The sequence below is a fragment of the Streptomyces sp. NPDC054765 genome, from assembly GCF_053612065.1.
Genome location: NZ_JBSHBP010000031.1, coordinates 1 through 14,613, shown reverse-complemented (window position 1 = coordinate 14,613; position 14,613 = coordinate 1). Strand labels below are relative to the sequence as shown.

Below are 14,613 nucleotides of genomic sequence, written 5' to 3'. Positions count from 1 at the left end.
TGCAGCCCGGTACGCAGCCCGGTACGGACTAAGCGCCCGGCGCACCCGCCGCGACCGACCCCTCCGCCGCCGGGTCCCCGGCCACCGCGCCGAACGCGCCCAGCGCCAGGCGGTGCAGCAGTTCCGCCATCTCCGTACGGCCCGGGAGGGCGCCCGGACGGCCGAGGTGCGGGGTGGAGTTGAGCAGGCCGAAGACGGCGTGCACCGCGGCACGGGCCTGGGACTCGGAGGGGAGCGGGTGCACCCGGCGGACGACCTCCACCCACAGCTCCACATACTGCCGCTGGAGCCGGCGGACCCGCTTGCGGTCGGCCTCCCGCAGCCGGTCCAGCTCACGGTCGTGCAGGGTGATCAGCGGCCGGTCGTCCAGCGCGAAGTCGATATGGCCGTCGATCAGTGCGCGCAGCACCGCCTCGGGGCTCTCGCCACCCTCCGCGATCCGCATCCGGCCGCCGTCGAGCAGCCGCTCACTGATCCCGACCAGCAGCTCGGCAAGCATCGCGTCCTTGCCGGCGAAGTGCCGGTAGAGGCCGGGGCCGGAGATGCCCACGGCCGCCCCTATCTCGTCCACGCCGACGCCGTGGAAGCCGCGCTCCGCGAAGAGCCGGGCCGCCTCCTTGAGGATCTGCTCGCGGCGGCTGGTCGGGGCGGAGGGCTGCGCATTACTCATGCCGTCGATTGTAGACAGCCGGGTTAGTGCTCGTTAACCTGAAGGAGATGTGGTTAACGCCCATTAACACGGATGGCCCGGCGGCCGCGGACCGCGGCACCGGGACGGCAGACCGAGCAAGGGGGCTCGTAAGAATGGAGCAGGCACCGGTGCTGGGGAGCACCGCCGAGCCGGCGTCCGACTCCTGGCGGGCCAATGAGGCCGCGCACCGCGAGCTGGCCGCCGAGCTGCGCGAGAAGCTCGCGTCGGCGCGGCTGGGGGGCGGCGAGAAGGCCAGGGCGCGGCACACCGCCCGCGGCAAACTACTGCCCCGCGACCGGGTGGACGCCCTGCTGGACCCCGGCTCGCCGTTCCTGGAGCTGGCGCCGCTGGCCGCGGAGGGGATGTACGGCGGGGCCGCGCCGGCCGCCGGGGTGATCGCCGGTATCGGCCGGGTCTCCGGCCGCGAGACGGTGATCGTCGCCAATGACGCCACGGTCAAGGGCGGCACCTACTACCCGATGACGGTCAAGAAGCATCTGCGGGCGCAGGAGATCGCCCTGGAGAACCGTCTCCCCTGTCTGTATCTGGTGGACTCCGGCGGCGCCTTCCTGCCGATGCAGGACGAGGTCTTCCCCGACCGGGAGCACTTCGGGCGGATCTTCTACAACCAGGCCCGGATGTCCGGCGCCGGTATCCCGCAGATCGCCGCCGTCCTCGGTTCCTGCACGGCGGGCGGTGCCTACGTACCCGCCATGAGCGACGAGGCCGTGATCGTCCGCAACCAGGGCACGATCTTCCTGGGCGGACCGCCGCTGGTGAAGGCCGCCACCGGTGAGGTGGTCACCGCCGAGGAGCTGGGCGGCGGCGAGGTGCATTCCAGGACCTCCGGTGTCACCGACCATCTCGCCGAGGACGACGCCCATGCGCTGCGCCTGGTGCGCACCATCGTCTCCACCCTCGGCGAGCGCGAGCCGCTCCCGTGGACCGTACGGCCCGTGGAGGAGCCCAAGGCCGACCCGGCCGGGCTGTACGGCGTGGTGCCCGCGGACTCCCGTACGCCCTATGACGTCCGCGAGGTGATCGCACGCCTCGTGGACGGCTCGCGCTTCGCGGAGTTCAAGGCGGAGTACGGCACGACCCTGGTCACCGGCTTCGCCCACCTCCACGGCCACCCCGTCGGCATCGTCGCCAACAACGGCATCCTGTTTTCCGAATCCGCCCAGAAGGGCGCCCACTTCATCGAGCTGTGCGACCAGCGCGGCATCCCGCTGCTGTTCCTCCAGAACATCTCCGGCTTCATGGTCGGCCGCTCCTACGAGGCCGGCGGCATCGCCAAGCACGGCGCGAAGATGGTCACGGCGGTGGCCTGCACCCGCGTGCCCAAGCTGACGGTCGTCATCGGCGGCTCCTACGGGGCGGGCAACTACTCCATGTGCGGGCGGGCCTACTCCCCCCGCTTCCTGTGGATGTGGCCGAACGCCAAGATCTCGGTGATGGGCGGCGAACAGGCCGCCTCCGTCCTCGCCACCGTCAAACGCGACCAGCTGGAGGCACGCGGCGAGGAGTGGAGCGCCGAGGAGGAGAACGCCTTCAAGGCGCCGGTCCGGGAGCAGTACGAGACCCAGGGCAACGCCTACTACGCCACCGCGCGGCTGTGGGACGACGGCGTCATCGACCCGCTGGAGACCCGGCAGGTGCTGGGGCTGGCGCTGACCGCCTGTGCCAATGCGCCGCTTCCCCAGAAGGACAGCACAGCGCCCGGCTACGGCGTCTTCCGGATGTGAGAGGGATGTCCCCGGCAATGGCCACCAATTTCGACACCGTACTCATCGCCAATCGCGGCGAGATCGCGGTCCGTGTCATCCGTACGCTGCGCGCCCTCGGGATCCGCTCGGTCGCCGTCCACAGCGACGCGGACGCCGATGCCCGGCATGTCCGTGAGGCCGACACGGCCGTACGGATCGGTCCGGCCCCGGCCGCCGAGAGCTATCTGTCCGTGGAGCGGCTGCTGGACGCCGCCGCCCGGACCGGTGCTCAGGCGGTCCACCCCGGCTATGGCTTCCTCGCCGAGAACGCCGCCTTCGCCCGCGCCTGCGCGGACGCCGGGCTGGTCTTCATCGGCCCGTCCGCCGAGGCCATCGAGCTGATGGGCGACAAGATCCGGGCCAAGGAGACGGTGCGCGAGGCCGGTGTCCCGGTCGTCCCCGGCTCCTCGGGCAGCGGTCTCGATGACTCCCAACTGGCCGCCGCGGCACGGGAGATCGGCATGCCGGTGCTGCTCAAGCCGTCCGCGGGCGGCGGCGGCAAGGGCATGCGGCTGGTCCGCGACGAGGCGCTGCTGGCCGACGAGATCGCCGCCGCCCGCCGCGAGGCCCGCTCCTCCTTCGGCGACGACACCCTGCTCGTCGAGCGCTGGATCGACCGGCCCCGGCACATCGAGATCCAGGTCCTGGCCGACGGCCACGGCAATGTCATCCATCTCGGCGAGCGCGAGTGCTCCCTCCAGCGCCGCCACCAGAAGGTCATCGAGGAGGCCCCCTCGGTGCTGCTGGACGAGGCCACCCGCGCCGCGATGGGTGAGGCGGCCGTGCAGGCGGCCCGCTCCTGCGGCTACCGCGGCGCCGGCACCGTCGAGTTCATCGTCCCGGGCAAGGACCCGTCCTCCTACTACTTCATGGAGATGAACACCCGCCTCCAGGTCGAGCACCCGGTCACCGAGCTGGTCACCGGCCTCGACCTGGTGGAGTGGCAGCTGCGGGTCGCGGCCGGCGAGCGTCTGCACCACGCCCAGGAGGACATCACCTTCACCGGGCACGCCGTCGAGGCCCGGATCTGCGCCGAGGACCCGGCCCGCGACTTCCTGCCGACCGGCGGCACGGTGCTGGCGCTGCACGAGGTGCAGGGCGACGGGCTGCGCACGGACTCCGGCCTGTCCCAGGGCGTGGAGGTCGGCAGCCGCTACGACCCGATGCTGTCCAAGGTCATCGCCCATGGCCCGGACCGGGCGAGTGCGCTGCGCCGGCTGCGGGCCGCGCTGGCGGAGACGGTCACCCTCGGGGTGACCACCAACGCCGGTTTCCTGCGGCGGCTGCTGGCCCACCCGGACGTGGTCTCCGGCGAGCTGGACACCGGACTGGTGGAGCGCGAGGCGGCCGGACTGGTCGACGGCGGGGTGCCGGACGAGGTGTATGCGGCGGCAGCCGCGGTACGGCAGGCCGCCCTGGAGCCGCCGGTGGCCGGCGGCGGCTGGCGTGACCCGTTCGCCGCGCCCAGCGGCTTCCGCCTCGGCGGCGAGCCCGCCCCCGTCCGCCACTGGCTGCGCGTCCCGGGCCATGACCCGGTCGCTCATGACGTCCGCCCCGGGGAGCTGGCCGCGCAGCTCGAACCCGGCCGCGTACGGGTCACCGTCGACGGGGTGCTGCACACCTTCCACCACAGCGGCGACTGGCTCGGCCGGGACGGCGACTCCTGGCAGGTGACCACGCACGACCCGGTGGCCGCGGCGCTGCGCGGGGCCGCCGGGGCGCACGGCGCGGACACCCTGGCCGCCCCGATGCCGGGCACCGTCACGGTCGTCAAGGTGGCCGTCGGCGACGAGGTGGCCGCGGGCCAGGGCCTGTTGGTGGTCGAGGCGATGAAGATGGAACACGTCATCTCCGCACCGCACGCCGGGACCGTCACCGAACTCGACGTCACCGCGGGCACCACCGTCGCCATGGACCAGATCCTGGCCGTGATCGCCCCGCACGAGAACCCCGACGAGGCCGCCTCGTCCGCGACGGCACCCGACGACGAGCAGGGGAGCGCATCATGACCGCAGCCGGACTGCCGATGGAGGTCTCCGCCGAGGGGCTGCCCACCCGCGTACGGATCCATGAGGTCGGCGCGCGCGACGGCCTGCAGAACGAGCAGACGGTCGTACCCACCGAGATCAAGGCCGAGTTCATCCGCCGGCTCGCCGATGCGGGCCTGCCGACCGTCGAGGCCACCAGCTTCGTCCACCCCACGTGGGTGCCCCAGCTCGCCGACGCGGAGCAGCTGTTCCCGCTGCTGGACGGCATCGATCCGCACCGGCTCCCCGTCCTCGTGCCCAATGAACGCGGTCTGGACCGTGCGCTCGCCCTGGGCGCCCGCCGGATCGCGGTGTTCGCCAGCGCCACCGAGTCGTTCGCCAGGGCCAATCTCAACCGCACGGTCGACGAGGCGCTGGCGATGTTCGCGCCGGTCGTCGAGCGGGCCAAGGACACCAAGGTGCAGGTCCGCGGCTATCTGTCGATGTGCTTCGGCGACCCGTGGGAGGGCCCGGTGCCGATCGCGCAGACCGTCCGGGTCTGCCGGGCGCTGCTCGACCTGGGCTGCGACGAACTGAGCCTGGGCGACACCATCGGCGTGGCCACCCCCGGCCATGTGCAGACCCTGCTCGCCTCCCTCAACGAAGCCGGCGTGCCCACCTCCCGTATCGGGGTGCACTTCCACGACACCTACGGGCAGGCCCTCGCCAACACCTTCGCCGCGCTGCAGCACGGCATCACCACCATCGACGCCTCGGCGGGCGGCCTCGGCGGCTGCCCGTACGCCAAGAGCGCCACCGGCAACCTCGCCACCGAAGACCTTGTGTGGATGCTGCACGGCCTCGGCATCGAGACCGGGGTCGACCTGGACCGGCTGGCCGCCACCAGCGTGTGGATGGCGGACGTCCTGGGCCGGCCGAGCCCCTCCCGCACCCTTCGCGCTCTCTCCCACAAGGAGTGACCCTCATGTCCCTGGACCACCGTCTCCCCGCCGAACTGGAAGAACTCCGGCGTACGGTCGAGGCCTTCGCGCACGACGTCGTCGCCCCGAAGATCGGCGAGTACTACGAGCAGCATGCGTTCCCGTACGAGATCGTGCGGGAGATGGGCCGGATGGGCCTGTTCGGCCTGCCGTTCCCGGAGGAGTACGGCGGCATGGGCGGCGACTACCTCGCGCTGGGCATCGCCCTGGAGGAGCTGGCCCGGGTCGACTCCTCGGTGGCCATCACCCTGGAGGCCGGCGTCTCCCTGGGCGCCATGCCGGTCTACCAATTCGGCACGGAGGAGCAGAAGCGCGAGTGGCTGCCCAAGCTGTGCAGCGGTGAGGTGCTGGGCGCGTTCGGCCTCACCGAGCCGGACGGCGGCTCGGACGCCGGGGCGACGCGGACGACCGCGGTGCGCGACGGCGGGGACTGGGTGATCAACGGCAGCAAGTGCTTCATCACCAACTCCGGTACGGACATCACCGGTCTGGTCACGGTCACCGCCGTCACCGGCCGCAAGGCTGCATCCGACTCTTCTGGCGGCTCCGCGCTGATCTCCTCGATCATCGTCCCGTCCGGCACCCCGGGCTTCACGGTCGGCGCCCCGTACTCCAAGGTCGGCTGGAGCGCCTCGGACACCCGTGAGCTGTCGTTCTCGGACGTCCGGGTCCCGGCCGCCAACCTGCTGGGCCAGGAGGGCCGGGGCTACGCCCAGTTCCTGCGCATCCTCGACGAGGGCCGGATCGCCATCGCGGCGCTGGCCACCGGGCTCGCACAGGGCTGTGTGGACGAGTCGGTGCGCTACGCCAAGGAGCGGCGGGCCTTCGGCAAGACGATCGGCAGCAACCAGGCGATCCAGTTCAAGCTGGCCGACATGGAGATGCGCGCCCACACCTCCCGGCTGGCCTGGCGCCATGCCGCCTCCCGGCTGGTGCACGGCGAGCCCTTCAAGAAGGAGGCCGCGCTCGCCAAGCTCTACTCCTCGCAGAGCGCGGTGGACAACGCCCGGGAGGCCACCCAGATCCACGGCGGCTACGGCTTCATGAACGAGTACCCGGTCGCCCGGATGTGGCGGGACGCCAAGATCCTGGAGATCGGTGAGGGCACCAGTGAGGTCCAGCGGATGCTGATCGCCCGGGAGCTGGGGTTCTGACCGCCGGCGCCGGCCGGGCGGATCTCACCGCCCGGCCGGCCGGTTCACCTCGCGGGCCAGGGCACTTCCGGTGAGCGGTAGTAGTTGATGCCCAGGGCGTCCCAGCGCGGCCCCTGGGCGGCCAGCCGCACCTTGTAGCCGTCCCAGTCGTGGGTGTCCGCCGGCGACCAGCCCAGCTCGGCGATGCCGGGCAGCCGAGGGAAGGCCATGTACTCGATGTGCGCGGAGGTGGCGAGGGTCTCGGACCACAGGGGCGCCTCGACCCCGAGGACGGAGCCCGCGGGCGCCCCGTCGAGATAGCTGCCCGGGTCCCAGTCGTAGGACCGCTCGACGTCCACATAGCCGGCCCAGGACAGGCCCAGCGGCGTGTTCTTGTCGTACTTCATGTCGAGGTAGGTGCGGTCGGCGGGCGAGAGGATCAGCCGGGTGCCGTTCCTGGCCGCGTCGGCGACCTGTCGGCGCTCGGCCGCGCCCGTCTTGTCGTAGCCCCAGTACTGGGCGAGGGCGCCCTTGGCCGGGTGCGCGCCGGTCAGCTGGTGCCAGCCGATCGCGGTCTTGCCGTACTTGGCAACCACCGGCTGCACCTTGTCCATGAAGGTCACGTAGTCCGCATGGCTGGTGGAGTGCGCCTCGTCGCCGCCGATGTGGAGGTAGCGGCCGGGGGTCAGGGCCGCCAGCTCCCGGATCACGTCGTCCACGAAGTCGTACGTCACCTTCTTCGGCACGCACAGCGAGCTGAAGCCGACGTTGGTGCCGGTGTAGAGCGGCGGGGCCTGGCCGTTGCAGTTGAGCTCGGCGTAGGAGGCGAGCGCGGCGTTGGTGTGGCCCGGCAGGTCGATCTCGGGCACGACGGTCAGATAGCGGGCGGCGGCATAGCGGACGATCTCGCGGTAGTCGTCCTTGGTGTAGTAGCCGCCGCGGCCGCCGCCGACCTGGGTGGAGCCGCCGTAGGTCGCCAGCCGCGGCCACGACGTGAGGGCGATCCGCCAGCCCTGGTCGTCCGAGAGGTGCAGATGCAGCTTGTTGATCTTGTACATGGCGAGCTGGTCGATGTACCGCTTGACCTGCGCGACGGTGAAGAAGTGCCGGGAGACGTCGAGCATCGCGCCGCGGTAGGCGTAGCGCGGGGAATCGACGATGGTGCCGCCGGCGATCCGCCGGGGCCCGCGCCGGGTGCCCTGCTGTCCGTCGACGGGCAGCAGCTGGCGCAGGGTCTGGACGCCGTGGAAGAGGCCGGCCGGGCGCGCGGCGCTGAGGGTGACCCCACGGCCGCCGGAGGTGAGCCGGTAGCCCTCGTCGCCCAGCCCCCCGGTGCCGCTGCCGCCGAGCCGGAGGACGATGCCGTCCCGGCCGTCCCTGGTGGTCACCGGGAGGCCGAAGCCGGTGGCGGGCCGCAGCAGCCCCGCCAGATAGCCGGCGATCCTCTTGGCCTCCCCGGACCCGCCCGGCACGCGGATCCGGGTTCCCTCGCCGAGGGTGTACGCGTCCTTGCCGCTGTGCACGGACGCCGGCGCGGGGATCACGCCGTCCAGCGGAGTGGCGGGCGGGGCGGCCGCGCCGGCGGCGCCCGGCGGCGGTAGGGCGGCGGTTCCCAGCCCCGCCGCCGCGACCAGCAGCAGCGAGAACAGCAGTCTGCGTCGTCTCATCGACGGTCCCTTCGGCGAACCTCGTGCATGACGTCGTGCATGGCATGGAGCGACCGAACGGTGACCATGCGTACCGCGAGCCTCGATTCCGGTCAAGGTTCCGACCACTTTCCGGCCGCCAAATCGGGGACGTGCCCGATACCGGGCAGATTTCTTGCGTATCTCCGCGCCGCCCCTCAGTATCGACGGGTGCTCGAACGCCGTAACCGCAGCGCTGACGCGCCGCACGATGACCTGGTGGACCACCTGGTGCGCAGCACACCGCTGCAGCGCGGTGAGGCCGCCCGGGTGGTGCTCGATGTGCTGGCGTACTTCGACGAGACGACGGAGGAGTTCGTCCGCCGCCGCCATCGGGAGCTGCAGTCCCAGGGACTGCGCAACGAGGAGATCTTCGAACGGATCCGCCACGAGATGCCGCACCGCGCCGTGGCCCCGCCGGATCTCTCGGCCCGCCAGCTGCGCCGCCTCGTCTACGGCTGACGCCCCCGCCACGGGCGCCGGGCACCACTGTTGCCACAACTTTTCTCGGAGGGTCACTGTATGTGCGGGATCGTCGGCTACATCGGCAAGCGTGATGTCGCTCCGCTGCTCCTGGAGGGCCTGCAGCGCCTGGAGTACCGCGGCTACGACTCGGCGGGCATCGCCATCCACGCCAAGGCCACCGGCAAGGCCGCGGGCGGCCTGAAGACGGCCAAGGCCAAGGGCCGGGTCCGCGAGCTGGAGTCCCGGCTGCCGAAGCGCTTCGCGGGCTCCACGGGCATCGCGCACACCCGCTGGGCCACCCATGGCGCGCCCACCGACGAGAACGCCCACCCGCACCTCGACACCGAGGGCAAGGTCGCGGTCGTCCACAACGGCATCATCGACAACGCCGCCGACCTGCGCACCCGGCTGACCGCCGACGGCATCACCTTCGTCTCCGAGACCGACACCGAGGTGCTGGCCCACCTGATCGGCCGCTCGACGGCCGAGAAGCTGGAGGAGCGGGTCCGCGAGGCGCTGCGGCACATCGAGGGCACGTACGGCATCGCCGTGCTGCACGCCGACTTCCCCGACCGGATCGTGGTCGCCCGCAACGGCTCCCCGGTCGTGCTCGGCATCGGCGAGCACGAGATGTTCGTCTCCTCGGACGTCGCCGCGCTGGTCTCGCACACCCGCCAGGTCGTCACCCTCGACGACGGCGAGATGGCCACCCTCAAGGCCGACGACTACCGTACGTACACCACCGAGGGCTCGCGGACCACGTCCGCTCCGGAGACCGTCGAGTACGCAGCCGAGTCGTACGACCTGGGCGGCCACGACACCTACATGCACAAGGAGATCTCCGAGCAGGCGGAGGCGGTGGACCGCGCGCTGCGCGGGCGGATCGACGACCGCTTCTCCACCGTGCACCTCGGCGGCCTGAACCTCGACGCCCGCGAGGCGCGCGGGGTGCGCCGGGTGAAGATCCTGGGCTGCGGCACCTCGTACCACGCGGGCCAGATCGGCGCGCAGATGATCGAGGAGCTGGCCCGGATCCCCTCGGACGCCGAGCCGGCGTCCGAGTTCCGCTACCGCAACCCGGTCGTGGACCCCGACACGCTGTACGTGGCGGTCTCCCAGTCCGGTGAGACCTACGACGTGCTGGCGGCCGTCCAGGAGCTCAAGCGCAAGGGCGCACGGGTGCTGGGCCTGGTGAACGTGGTCGGCTCGGCGATCGCCCGGGAGACCGACGGCGGCATCTATGTGCACGCCGGTCCCGAGGTCTGCGTCGTCTCCACCAAGTGCTTCACCAACATGGTGGTCTCCTTCGCGCTGCTCGCCCTGCACCTGGGCCGGATCCGTGACCTCTCGGTCGCGGACGGCAAGCGGATCATCGAGGGCCTGCGCAAGCTGCCCGCGCAGATCGACGAGATCCTCGAAACCGAGGCGGACATCAAGAAGATGGCCGAGCTGTACGCGGACGCCAAGTCGATGATGTTCATCGGCCGGGTGCGCGGCTACCCGGTGGCGCGCGAGGCCTCCCTGAAGCTCAAGGAGGTCTCCTACATCCACGCCGAGGCCTACCCGGCCTCCGAGCTCAAGCACGGCCCGCTGGCCCTGATCGAGCCCGCGATGCCGACCGTCGCGATCGTCCCCGACGACGACCTGCTGGAAAAGAACCGCGCCGCGCTGGAGGAGATCAAGGCCCGCAGCGGCCGCATCCTGGCCGTCGCGCACCAGGAGCAGGAGAAGGCCGACCACACCATCGTCGTCCCGAAGAACGAGCCCGAGCTGGACCCGATCCTCATGGGCATCCCGCTGCAACTGCTCGCCTACCACACGGCATTGGCCCTCGGCCGGGACATCGACAAGCCCCGCAACCTCGCCAAGTCCGTCACGGTGGAGTAGCCCGCCCAGGGGTTGCGGTGGGGTGGCACCCCCGGGGCACGCGGCAGCCCCGTGGGTCACGGTGGAGCAATCCCACCCACACCACACCCCCCACCGAAGCGACAATTGAGCAACCCCCACGGCGCTCAGCCACCTCCGCGAAAGCGGCGCCGGCTCAGGCGCAAAGGGGGGCGGCGGCTCCGCGCGTGCCACCATCGCGCGAAGCCGCCGCCTCCCCTTTTTGCCGGCGTCGCCCATACGCCGGCAGGATGCCGCCGGCCCGGGAACCGTCACCTCCCGGCCGGCAGCACGCAGTTGCCGTGCGCGCGGCCGCCGGGCCCGTGGAGCGCCGCGCCCACATGACCGTTTTCTACCCTTCACCGGCACACAATCCACCTCTGCGGGCCGGGAGAATGCGGCTGCCCACCCTCCTCATGACGCACCCTCACCAGTGCGCAGTCCACGGACAGGGGCCCGCACGGGAACCGAAGGGGGCGTTCGGCGCGGGGAGTTGAGGCCGGTCCGGCCCCAGGAGGCGTCAGGGAATCACGATCACCGGGCGCTGCGCCCGGCGGGCCAGCCGGCCGGCCACCGAGCCGAAGATCCGGCCGACGATGCCGTGTGTGGAGCCGACCACGATGGCGTCGGCCTCGTACTCCCGGCCGACCTCCTCCAGCTCGTGGCAGATGTCGCCGCCGCGCTCGACGAGGATCCAGGGGACCTCGGTGAGATGGTCGGCGCAGGCCAGCTCCAGGCCGAGCACTTCGGTGCGGTGATCCGGTACGTCCACGAAGACCGGGGGCTCACAGCCTGCCCAGACGGTCGTCGGCAGCCGGTTGGCCACATGGACGATGATCAACCCGGAGCCGAGGCGCCGGGCCATACCGATTGCATACGCCAACGCTCGCTCGCTCGACATGGAGCCGTCGAAGCCGACCACGACGCCGTGCCGGAACACGGGGTCGCACGAGTGGCGTGTCTTTTCCGCCGCTTCGAGGTCCGCCATCGGATCGGCGACCTGCTTGCGGTCCGCGGGTTCGGGGATTTCGTGACCGGCCATGGTGTCTCGGCGAGGACATCCTCTTGCGGAGGGGCGAACGGGGAACGGCGATTGACTTGATCCGGGAGTTGACTGAGCTGGCTCGATCGAGGTGCGGGAGCCATAGTTCAATGAGGAACAATAAGACTGGGAATCATCTTCCCAATCCGATACCCCAAGAGTACGGCGCCACTCCCCCGCTGCCCAGAGCCCGCTACGGACGCGAAGCGCCCGTGCGAGGCGGGTGGGGCCTCGAACGTTCCCCGGAGCATGCCGGAGCATGGCGCGGATGGCAATGCCCCGGCCTGCCCCCGTACGTACCCCCTCGCGGTGACCCATGATCGTCGGCGGCGTTGTAGTAGCAGCCCGTCCGAGGGGAGCACACGGTGCCGTTGCCGTCCGACAGATCACCCGACCCAGTGAGCGATGTCATGCGCTGGGGCCTCTTCAGCTGCGCCCTGGTGCCGTTCGTGCTGATCATCAGCGGCGCCTCCTGGGCCGGTGCGGCCGCCACCGCCGCCGGTCTGGCCGCGGTGACCTGTGTCTGCCGCGCACTGCTGCGGCAATCCGAACGGACCGCGGCGCGGATCCGTGTGCGGGAGACCGGAAGGCACCGGGACATAAGCGCATATATGGGGTCGACGGCGCACGGGGGTGGCCGGCACTCCGAAGGGCGTACGCCGGTCGACTGAGGCGCTTGCAAGTCTGCGCGCGACCGTTTTCAGCCAACTTCCGGCCGAGGTCCATACCTTCCCCTGAGCCCCCCTCAACCCTGGTGTGAGCAGGGAGGAAAGGACCGCTGGGCATGGTTGTGCCCTACTGCGAACGGGCAGAGCCGAGACGCGTACTTCCCATGTAGGCCCGACGAGTGGAACGCTTCGTGATCGAATGCTTCGCGCCAAGTTGCCATATCGACATACCAGCGGGTGGTGAACTTGGCACTCCATCCTCACGGAACACAGTAGATTCGATCTTGGTAGTAACGGCGGGGGAACTGTGCAGGACCGAGAGGGCGAGACGACCGAGGGGGGCTTAAGTGCCATGAGCCAGGACTCCGCTGCCGTACCAGATGCCGCACGCAAGCTCGCCGCCCGACGACGCCGCGAAATAGTCGCGGTGCTCCTCTTCAGCGGCGGCCCCATTTTCGAGAGCTCCATTCCGCTCTCGGTCTTCGGCATCGACCGACAGGACGCAGGCGTTCCGCGGTACCGGCTGCTTGTGTGCGCGGGCGAAGATGCGCCTTTGCGCACGACCGGGGGGCTCGAACTATCCGCCCCCTACGGGCTGGAGGCGATCTCCCGTGCCGGGACGGTCGTCGTACCGGCCTGGCGTTCCATCACCCAGGCCCCGCCGCCCGCGGCGCTCGATGCGCTGCGCCGCGCGCATGAAGAAGGGGCCAGAATCGTCGGGTTGTGTACGGGGGCGTTCGTCCTCGCCGCGGCCGGACTGCTCGACGGCCGTCCGGCCACGACCCATTGGATGTACGCACCGACGCTCGCCAAGCGTTATCCGTCCGTCCATGTGGATCCCCGCGAGCTCTTCGTCGACGACGGCGATGTGCTCACGTCCGCGGGGACGGCGGCCGGCATCGACCTGTGTCTGCACATCGTGCGCACCGACCACGGCGCGGACGCCGCGAACGCGCTGGCCCGCCGGCTCGTCGTGCCGCCCCGGCGCACCGCCTCCGACATGGGACACCAGCGCTACCTCGACAGATCATTACCTGAAGAGATCGGCGCCGACCCGCTCGCCGAGGTCGTCGCCTGGGCGCTGGAGCACCTCCACGAGCAGTTCGACGTGGAGACGCTGGCCGCACGCGCCTACATGAGCCGGCGCACCTTCGACCGGCGTTTCCGCTCCCTGACGGGAAGCGCTCCGCTGCAGTGGCTGATCACCCAGCGGGTACTGCAGGCCCAGCGGCTGCTGGAGACCTCCGACTATTCGGTGGACGAGGTCGCCGGGCGCTGCGGATTCCGCTCGCCGGTCGCCCTGCGCGGCCACTTCCGCAGGCAGCTGGGCGCCTCACCGGCCGCCTACCGCGCGGCCTACCGCGCACGCCGTCCGCAGAACGGGGCGCCCGAACCCGGCCTCAGACCGGAGCGGGCCGAGCGTGCCGAGCGGCCGGAGCGGGAGCGGGCGGCACTGGGGGCGGGCGCGGAGCGGTTCTCCGCCGCCGCGCTGGCCGGCCATGGCCTGGCCTCCGCCGAAGTGGGCGAAGCGGGCAAACCGCAGTCGGACGCCTACGCCTCCCGGCTGCCCGAAACCCCGGTGGGGAGGGGAGCGGCCCGCCCCGTGCTGCCCGGACAGCGCGAGCGACCCGTAGGGTGAGATGTATGAACGATCGCATGGTGTGGATCGACTGCGAGATGACCGGACTCTCGCTGGCGAATGACGCGCTCATCGAGGTGGCCGCTCTGGTCACCGACTCGGAGCTGAATGTACTGGGCGACGGGGTGGATGTGGTGATCCGTCCCCCGGCCGAGGCGCTCGGCACCATGCCGGAGGTGGTGCGCCGGATGCACACCACCTCCGGACTGCTGGAGGAGCTGGACGGCGGGACGACGCTGGAGGCGGCCGAGGCACAGGTGCTTGCCTACATCAAGCAGCATGTGCCGGAGCCGCGGAAGGCACCACTGTGCGGCAATTCCGTCGGCACCGACCGCGGCTTCCTGCTGCGGGACATGCCGACGCTGGAGAACTTTCTCCACTACCGGATCGTCGATGTCTCGTCCGTGAAGGAGCTGGCCCGGCGCTGGTACCCGCGGGCCTACTTCAACAGTCCGGACAAGAACGGCAACCACCGGGCGCTGGCCGACATCCGCGAATCCATCGCGGAACTGCGCTACTACCGCGAGGCGGTCTTCGTGCCGCAGCCCGGCCCCGACTCGGAGACCGCGAAGGCCATCGCCGCCAAGCACGTCCTTCCCGCCGAGCCGCAGTCCACGCCGTAGCGAGGCACCGGGCGCGTGTCGTGCGGGTCCCGGCGGGTCCGCCGTGACC

General features: G+C 71.1%; 12 protein-coding genes. 9 read left to right on the top strand and 3 right to left on the bottom strand.

Features of this window, described 5'->3' with window-relative positions; translation table 11 throughout:
• Positions 1-28 precede the first annotated feature (28 nt).
• A complete protein-coding gene (locus tag ACWGJY_RS20455; RefSeq protein ID WP_453262228.1) occupies positions 29-670 on the bottom strand; it encodes an SACE_7040 family transcriptional regulator in 642 nt (213 codons plus the stop codon).
• A gap of 134 nt (positions 671-804) precedes the next feature.
• Between ACWGJY_RS20455 and ACWGJY_RS20450 the strand changes: the two genes are divergently transcribed.
• Genes ACWGJY_RS20450 through ACWGJY_RS20435 form a run of 4 tightly spaced genes read left to right on the top strand, consistent with a single transcriptional unit; the run spans position 805 to position 6,579 of the window.
• Positions 805-2,436 (top strand): carboxyl transferase domain-containing protein, encoded by a 1,632-nt coding sequence (locus ACWGJY_RS20450; protein WP_453262227.1) that lies wholly within the window; start codon positions 805-807, stop codon positions 2,434-2,436.
• Between the two features lie 17 nt (positions 2,437-2,453).
• A complete protein-coding gene (locus ACWGJY_RS20445) occupies positions 2,454-4,466 on the top strand; it encodes an acetyl-CoA carboxylase biotin carboxylase subunit (RefSeq protein ID WP_453262226.1) in 2,013 nt (670 codons plus the stop codon).
• On the top strand, positions 4,463-5,404 hold the full coding sequence (locus ACWGJY_RS20440) for a hydroxymethylglutaryl-CoA lyase (protein ID WP_453262225.1): 942 nt from the start codon (positions 4,463-4,465) through the stop codon (positions 5,402-5,404). Before ACWGJY_RS20445 ends, ACWGJY_RS20440 begins: the two co-directional genes overlap by 4 nt.
• Positions 5,405-5,409: 5 nt before the next feature.
• Positions 5,410-6,579, top strand: coding sequence for an acyl-CoA dehydrogenase family protein (locus ACWGJY_RS20435; RefSeq protein ID WP_453262224.1), 1,170 nt, complete (start codon positions 5,410-5,412; stop codon positions 6,577-6,579).
• Positions 6,580-6,623: 44 nt separating this feature from the next.
• Here the strand turns inward: ACWGJY_RS20435 and ACWGJY_RS20430 are convergent, their stop codons facing one another.
• A complete protein-coding gene (locus ACWGJY_RS20430) occupies positions 6,624-8,225 on the bottom strand; it encodes a beta-N-acetylhexosaminidase (RefSeq protein WP_453262223.1) in 1,602 nt (533 codons plus the stop codon).
• Between the two features lie 189 nt (positions 8,226-8,414).
• Here ACWGJY_RS20430 and ACWGJY_RS20425 point away from each other — a divergent pair, with 189 nt between their 5' ends.
• Both ACWGJY_RS20425 and glmS read left to right on the top strand, forming a co-directional pair.
• Positions 8,415-8,705 carry a hypothetical protein gene (locus ACWGJY_RS20425; RefSeq protein WP_453262222.1) on the top strand — a complete coding sequence of 97 codons (291 nt, stop codon included), beginning with the start codon at positions 8,415-8,417 and terminating at the stop codon, positions 8,703-8,705.
• A 60-nt stretch (positions 8,706-8,765) separates the two neighbouring features.
• Positions 8,766-10,595 carry a glutamine--fructose-6-phosphate transaminase (isomerizing) gene (glmS, locus tag ACWGJY_RS20420; protein ID WP_453262221.1) on the top strand — a complete coding sequence of 610 codons (1,830 nt, stop codon included), beginning with the start codon at positions 8,766-8,768 and terminating at the stop codon, positions 10,593-10,595.
• A gap of 517 nt (positions 10,596-11,112) precedes the next feature.
• On the opposite strand, the gene ACWGJY_RS20415 is transcribed toward glmS, so the two are convergent.
• Positions 11,113-11,634 (bottom strand): universal stress protein, encoded by a 522-nt coding sequence (locus ACWGJY_RS20415; RefSeq protein ID WP_327156795.1) that lies wholly within the window; start codon positions 11,632-11,634, stop codon positions 11,113-11,115.
• 398 nt (positions 11,635-12,032) lie between these two features.
• On the opposite strand from ACWGJY_RS20415, the gene ACWGJY_RS20410 reads away from it, so the two are divergent.
• The 3 genes from ACWGJY_RS20410 to orn all read left to right on the top strand — a co-directional run bounded on the left by ACWGJY_RS20410 (position 12,033) and on the right by orn (position 14,564).
• Positions 12,033-12,305 carry a hypothetical protein gene (locus tag ACWGJY_RS20410; RefSeq protein WP_453262220.1) on the top strand — a complete coding sequence of 91 codons (273 nt, stop codon included), beginning with the start codon at positions 12,033-12,035 and terminating at the stop codon, positions 12,303-12,305.
• 349 nt (positions 12,306-12,654) lie between these two features.
• A complete protein-coding gene (locus ACWGJY_RS20405) occupies positions 12,655-13,941 on the top strand; it encodes a GlxA family transcriptional regulator (RefSeq protein ID WP_453262219.1) in 1,287 nt (428 codons plus the stop codon).
• Between the two features lie 5 nt (positions 13,942-13,946).
• Complete coding sequence (gene orn / locus ACWGJY_RS20400; RefSeq protein ID WP_453262218.1) at positions 13,947-14,564, top strand: oligoribonuclease; 618 nt, start codon at positions 13,947-13,949, stop codon at positions 14,562-14,564.
• Positions 14,565-14,613: the final 49 nt, after the last annotated feature.